This window comes from Oleiphilus sp. HI0123, from assembly GCF_001635315.1.
In genome coordinates this window covers 1-6521 of record NZ_LWGE01000122.1, presented here as the reverse complement: position 1 = coordinate 6521, position 6521 = coordinate 1, and the positions used below count along the sequence as shown (strand labels likewise).

4 protein-coding genes are annotated in these 6521 nt (G+C 47.6%); 2 read left to right on the top strand and 2 right to left on the bottom strand.

Annotated elements, in window-relative coordinates; all coding sequences use genetic code 11:
- A partial coding sequence (locus A3761_RS01195) for a lysophospholipid acyltransferase family protein (protein ID WP_068749665.1) occupies positions 1-1749 on the bottom strand: 1749 nt, incomplete at its 3' end.
- A gap of 182 nt (positions 1750-1931) precedes the next feature.
- Between A3761_RS01195 and A3761_RS01190 the strand changes: the two genes are divergently transcribed.
- The gene (locus tag A3761_RS01190) at positions 1932-2915 is read left to right on the top strand and encodes an NAD(P)H-quinone oxidoreductase (RefSeq protein WP_068507718.1); all 984 of its coding nucleotides are present in this window, start codon (positions 1932-1934) and stop codon (positions 2913-2915) included.
- Between the two features lie 30 nt (positions 2916-2945).
- Positions 2946-4577 (top strand): acyl-CoA synthetase, encoded by a 1632-nt coding sequence (locus tag A3761_RS01185; protein WP_068507716.1) that lies wholly within the window; start codon positions 2946-2948, stop codon positions 4575-4577.
- Positions 4578-4683: 106 nt separating this feature from the next.
- Here A3761_RS01185 and A3761_RS01180 read toward each other — a convergent pair whose 3' ends face one another.
- Positions 4684-6387, bottom strand: coding sequence for a YdiU family protein (locus tag A3761_RS01180; protein WP_068507714.1), 1704 nt, complete (start codon positions 6385-6387; stop codon positions 4684-4686).
- Positions 6388-6521 lie beyond the last annotated feature (134 nt).

Below are 6521 nucleotides of genomic sequence, written 5' to 3'. Positions count from 1 at the left end.
CTTACTGACATCGACCATCACTAAACCGTCGATACAATCACCAAAGTCAGGGTCAACACCAAAGCCCAAGAACTTTAGGCCACCCGGTTCACATAGGTCGCTATACTGCTTGTACAAAGTCGGCACGCTACAGCCCATATTCGACAAGATGTTCTTAAGAATCATAAAGTCTTCTTTATAATCCGTACCTGAAAAATTCTGGCTCAAGGCATCAAGCAGATCGTTTGAGAGCAAATAGGGGTGCTTCGATACAGCCTTAGGCCGAGATTCCGTCTCGTCAAAGCTGCCAAAATAAAGAGTGAAGAAGTAAACTAATAAATCTTTTGCTGCTTTAGGCAGGTCGTTCGAGATACTGACCGGACCATATAAGTATTTCACATCAGGGTTCTTGCTTAAGTAAGAACCGATGCCATACCAAAGGTAATCCAAACTTCGTTTGCCCCAATACTTAGGCTGAACAAAACTTCGCCCAAGTTCCGCCCCTTGCTTTAGTAGAGGAAGCATTGACTCGTCATAATCAAAAAGGCTGGCGCTGTATAAGCCCTGAATACCCTGCTGTTCGATAATGTCTTTGGCATTGCCCAGGCGATAGGCACCGACAATCTCCAACTCATTTTCATCCCATAAGACCAATTGACTATAGGACGAGTCATAGTGGTCAATATCACGCCGCTCACCTGTTCCCTCGCCCACTGCGCGAAAGGCAATTTCCCTTAAGCGGCCAATCTCTCTCAATACCGCGCAGCTTCCTTCGTTCTTATAGAGAAAGATCTGTTTATTATCACTGGTCTCACCCAATCGGTTTTGAGAAGCAATAAGCTGCTTAAGTATTTGACGTGATTCAGGGTGAGCAACCGGTGACTGGGTTTGCCATATCCCCTTTTTACCCTTACCCACTTTATAGAGGTGTTTTTTGAACAGTTTGACCTGAGTCTTAACTGGCAAACCACTCTTGGCATAGGTCTCATGAATGACAAGCTTACCGACACGGATCGCAACCGTCTTGCGTGTTTGCTTATACATTTCAGGCACAAGCATCATGGTAGAAAGCGGCTTATAGATCGCAGACACACCGTAAAACAGAGCAGAGTTTGCTGCATCAATATACAAAGGCAACACCGGCGCATTCATTTCTAAAGCTATATCAAGAAAGTCACGACGCCACTTGGTATCCGTCACCCCACTCGGGCGAATACGGGATAATTCTTCACTGGGGAAAAAGATCAGCACACCTTCTCGCTCCAGGTGTTCTTTCAAAGCGACATTACGTGTTTTAGCCGTATTCTCGGAGTAAGGCTGACAAGCCAAAGTAATCGGCGCAAGCGCATCTAACTCATGAACGCCTTCATCGACCACAACACGCACGTCTGACCTTACATCACTTACCAACTTGAATACCGCCGCTGCATCCAGAGTACCTAAAGGATGATTGGCGATAATCACCAAGCGGCCTTCAGTCGGAATTCGTTCTTTCTCATTCCAAGGCGTCTGAAAGGAAAACTCAAAGTGCTGAAGAATCTGCTCGACAAACTCAACACCTTTAAGGTGAGGATGATCTCGCAGGAAAGAGTCTAAGGTTTTTCGTGAACGAGATAGTGAGCTAAGCGGTGCTCGTAATATCTCGGGAATCCCACCGTTTTTATCGGCAAGGCCATCATTGCTAGACATGCGCTCGACAGCAGGTTGAAGTGTACCGTTTGTTTTCTCACTATCTACTGCCTTGTTAACCAACAAGCTCTGAAAACCCATACCTAGACTCCTGTGTTTTTAGGCAGGATAGTAATTCAGTGTGAAGCAAATGTGACGCTTTGGTGTCAGTTTGATGTCAATGGGATCACCACGGAACACAGTTGATAAACTTGACCCTAACCCGGTAGCCCTTTAAATTGCTTGCCTACTCATACGAATTCGCCACGAACAAGAGAGCCAAAATGAAATATATCGACACCCCAAACTTCGGCGCACCTGATGTCATGCAAGTTGCTGAAGGCGAACGCCCTGGCATTCAAGAAAATGAAGTACTGGTGAAGGTAGCAGCAGCCGGCGTTAATCGCCCTGACGTGATTCAGCGACAAGGCAACTACCCGGCCCCAAAAGATGCGTCACCCATATTGGGTTTGGAAGTAGCCGGTGAAGTGGTCGAAGTCGGTTCTGCCGTTACTACCTTAAAACAAGGCGATAAGATTTGTGCACTCACCAACGGTGGTGGCTATGCCGAGTATGTAAATGTACCAGAAAGCCAATGTCTACCCGTTCCTGAAGGCTACTCAATGGTGGAAGCAGCAGCCTTGCCAGAAACCTTCTTTACAGTGTGGTCAAACGTGTTTGATCGCGGTCAGCTGAAAGCGGGCGAGACCTTTCTTATTCATGGCGGTACCAGCGGCATCGGTACCACGGCGATTCAACTAGCCAAAGCGATGGGCGCAAAAGTCTATGCCACCGCAGGCAGCGATGAGAAAGCAAAAGCCTGTGAAGCGCTGGGTGCAGAGCTTGCAGTGAACTACAACGAACAAGACTACCTGCCCACTATCAAAGACCACAATGACGGCAAAGGCATCGACGTAATTCTTGATATGGTTGGCGGTGAGTATATTCAGAAGAACCTCTTCCTCGCCGCGATTGAAGGCCGTATTATCAATATTGCTTATCTTCAAGGCCCGATCAACAAGGTAAACTTCTTGCCCGTGATGCTAAAGCGTTTAACGCTGACCGGCTCGACGCTACGTCCTCAATCTTTGGACGCTAAGGCCGCAATTGCGCAACAGCTAAAAGAAAAAGTCTGGCCGCTGCTAGAGAACAAAACCATTAAGCCTGTGATCGCCAAAACCTTCGCACTCGAAGATGTTGTTGAGGCGCATACTCTAATGGAAAGCAATGCCCATATCGGCAAAATTATTTTAGACCTTTCACACTAAGCACTCATTCCACAAAGAGAACAGCGAAACATGCAAGCGCCTATCAAGCCCGAGACAATCAATGATCTGGACCTGTCGAAAGACTTCAATATAGGCCTTGCGTGCACGCGCCCTCAAATTCCCAACTTTGATATGCAGTCTACCGCGCTCATCGTTGACCATGGCGATGAGAGTAACGAATTACATCAAGCTTATTCTTATCAGCAACTCGATAAGGCATCCAACCAATGTGCTGCACGGTTAAGTGAATTGGGCTTGATAAAGGGTGACAGGGTCATGCTTTGGCTACCGAATGTTATCGAGTTCCCGATTGCCTTTTATGGCACAGTTAAGCTTGGCGGTATTGCGGTGCCCAGCTCTATTCTGCTTAGCGGCGACGAGATTGATTACCTGGCGAAGGACTCTGGTGCCAAAGTGCTGATCACCACCGCTGCGCTGGCCGAGAAGCTACACCTGGATACACTAGAAGAGTCAGAGTTGGCTCATGTTTTGATTATCGACGAACTCGCCGAGACCGCCAGCACAAGTAGCAAGATTAAGTTTCAAAGCTTTGCAAACTTACTAGCAAGTTCATCCGATGACGAAATCGCAGTCAATACCTGCTATAACGACCCGGCCTACTTAGTCTACACCTCTGGCACCACGGGTTATCCAAAAGGCGTATTGCATGCTCACAGGGCTTTGCTGGGTCGCTTACCCGCGGCCTACCATTGGTTTGATTACCAAAGCGATAAAACTGACCGCATTCTGCATTCGGGTAAGTTCAACTGGACCTACGTACTCGGCACCGCCATGATGGACCCGATGCTGCTAGGCAAAACCGTCGTTGTTTATAACGGCGATGCCACGGCAGAAACCTGGCCGAAGCTGATCGCCAAGCACCAATGCACAATCTTTATCGGTGTACCAACCATTTATCGCCAGATCATTCAGAAAACTGAATTTTCAGCTAAAGATGTACCGACACTTCGCCACTGTATGTGTGCAGGCGAGCATCTTTCAGATGAAATGCTTGGGTTATGGCAAGACCGCTTTAATCAGGATATTTACGAAGCTATCGGCATGTCTGAATGTTCTTATTATTTATCGCATCACCCTGCTCGCCCCATTCGCCCGGGCTCTGCGGGTTGCCCTCAGACCGGGCATAAAATACATCTACTCGATGAGAACTTAGAGCCAGTCAAAGACGGTGAAGAAGGCATGCTTTGTATCGACGAGCAAGACTTAGGACTGTTCATTGAATACTGGCAACTGCCGGACACCACACAAGCCACACGCAAAGGCGGCTATTTTCTCACCGGCGACTACGCCAAACGAGACGAAGAAGGCTATGTTTGGTTCCTCGGTCGACGTGACGACATCATCAACAGCTTTGGCTTTCGTATTTCACCCCACGAGATTGAACGGGTATTGAAAACCCACCCCGACGTCGCTGATTGTGTCGCTCTCGAAGAAGAGATCGGGCCAGATAAGAACTTGGTCGTGGCGAGCGTCATTCGCCATGAAAGTAGCACGCTAGATGAAACAAGCCTATTAGCCTTTGCAAACGAACATTTGGCTCAATATAAAGTACCTAAAAAGATTTACTTCACCCAACTGTTCCCCCGAACGGCCAACGGCAAAGTGCTTCGCAAGCAAATGAAGGCAGATTTAAAGAACTAAATACGCCTTAATAAAGTAAGCAAACCTCTAAGCAACAGGTAGTGTGTGTCTTCACTGGCTATTGTCACAAGTACTTGAAATTGCTTAGCGCGTTGCGCTTATTCGATTAGGACGAGCAACTATAGTGCGAGACACCGCCAGCCCCGAAAAAGACCTCGGGCTTCAAACGGTAGAATTTATTTTTCACCTCTAATGTCTGCTCATCGTATGGTTTGCTCAACACGTCTTGTAATTCCTTTACGAGCGTATAGTCACCTTTCATCGCCTGTTGATACGCTGGCACGACCAACCATTCACGCCAGGTGTATTTTGGGTTGACGCGCTTCATCTGTAACGACAGAGCTTCGGCGCCCTCCTCAATGTTTATCAGCCCTCTCCAGGTCTGTAACCACTGCGACCATGCTTCTTCCTTTTCATCACTCAGGTCTTTATAGAAGCTTTTCTTAAGCGTCGAGACATCTTCAGGAAGCTCTGACAGCTCGCGGAAGAAGAGGGTGTAGTCAACAGAGGTTTGAACCATTAGCTTTAAAAGCTGATTGAATAGCGTTCCATCAAACTTATTAAGCCCCAGCTTAGACGCCCACATTGATTCCATTTTCTCTTGAATCACAGCAGTGAAGCCTGAGCGTATCTCATTAAGCTTTTCTAATACATCGGGCTTCGATGCAACAAGGGGTCGCAATGCCGAGCAGAAACTCTCAAAATTTGCCTCGGCAGCAGCATGTTGATTGAAAAACGAAAAGTGATGCCCGCCACCACTCCAAGGCTGATAAAACGGTTCAAACACTTCGCAGAACCCGAATGGACCATAGTCAAGGGTATACCCCCCCGCTGCGCAGTTGTCACTATTGAAGTTGCCTTGGCAATAACCTACGCGAAGCCAGTTTGCGACAAGCGCGCTTAAACGCTCACGAAACTCGCTAGCCAACCGCAGTAATTTATCTTCGAACGATAGGTCTTCATTGATCTCACTTTTGTATTCACGATCAATCAAATGCAAAACGATCATCTTTAACTCTTCGAGAGCTTTTGGATGAGCCTTGCTACGCGCTCGACGAGCAAACAGTTCAAGCTGCCCGACCCGTAAGAAAGACGGTGCGACACGTGTTGAAATTGCAACCGGGTTCGATACCATAATATCCGGATCTTGGGAGTAAGAACCTTCAGAATACCATGGGCGATCAACGGTCTCTGAGCCAGATACATAAAGGCATAAGGACCTAGATGTTGGCACCCCTAGTTGGTGCATATGCTCCTGAACCAGAAATTCTCTAATACTCGAGCGCAGCACTGCTCGCCCATCCGCACCACGACAATATGGCGTTCGCCCACCACCCTTTAGCTGCATCTCCCAACGCTGACCATTGATGACAGCCTCAAGGACAGATACTGCACGGCCATCCCCGTAACCGTTGCCTGTGCGGAACGGACACTGTTGAATGTACTCCGTGCCATAAATCGACAGCGCATAGCCAGTTGCCCAAGCTGTTTGTCTCATAGGTTCTGGCACATGCGACATATCACCAGAGAACAAACGACGGAAGCCTTCCGTTTCCACCAAATTGTCGTCAAAACCCAGTTCGCTGAAAAACTTCCTGCTGTGAGCGACATAGTCAGGCTCAGGAATAGGCGTCGGCTTTACAGGGACATAATGTCCCGAAAAAACTTGTCGAGGCGCGTAATCATCCCCACTGGCCGTCGCCTGAGGGTCGCACCGAAGGTTATTCATTAGTGAATAGTCGGCTAATTTAGCCAGTTCATCGAGATTCGTTATGGGAGTAGATATATCATTAAGCTGCTTGTTAGCCATATTAATTGATGAACCTTTTCTAATTACTCTAAATCTGAGGAGATACCTTGTCTCAAACTATCACATTATCGACCTAAACCGAAAACACTTGGCACTCTGTGTAAGCTAATTGCTTGGTGTCCTCTACAGGTAAA

Excerpts from the sequence above, each read along its gene's own strand:
- A3761_RS01185 (WP_068507716.1), top strand. The coding sequence starts at position 2,946 with ATGCAAGCGCCTATCAAGCCCGAGACAATCAATGATCTGGACCTGTCG.
- A3761_RS01190 (WP_068507718.1), top strand. The coding sequence starts at position 1,932 with ATGAAATATATCGACACCCCAAACTTCGGCGCACCTGATGTCATGCAA.
- A3761_RS01180 (WP_068507714.1), bottom strand. The coding sequence starts at position 6,387 with ATGGCTAACAAGCAGCTTAATGATATATCTACTCCCATAACGAATCTC.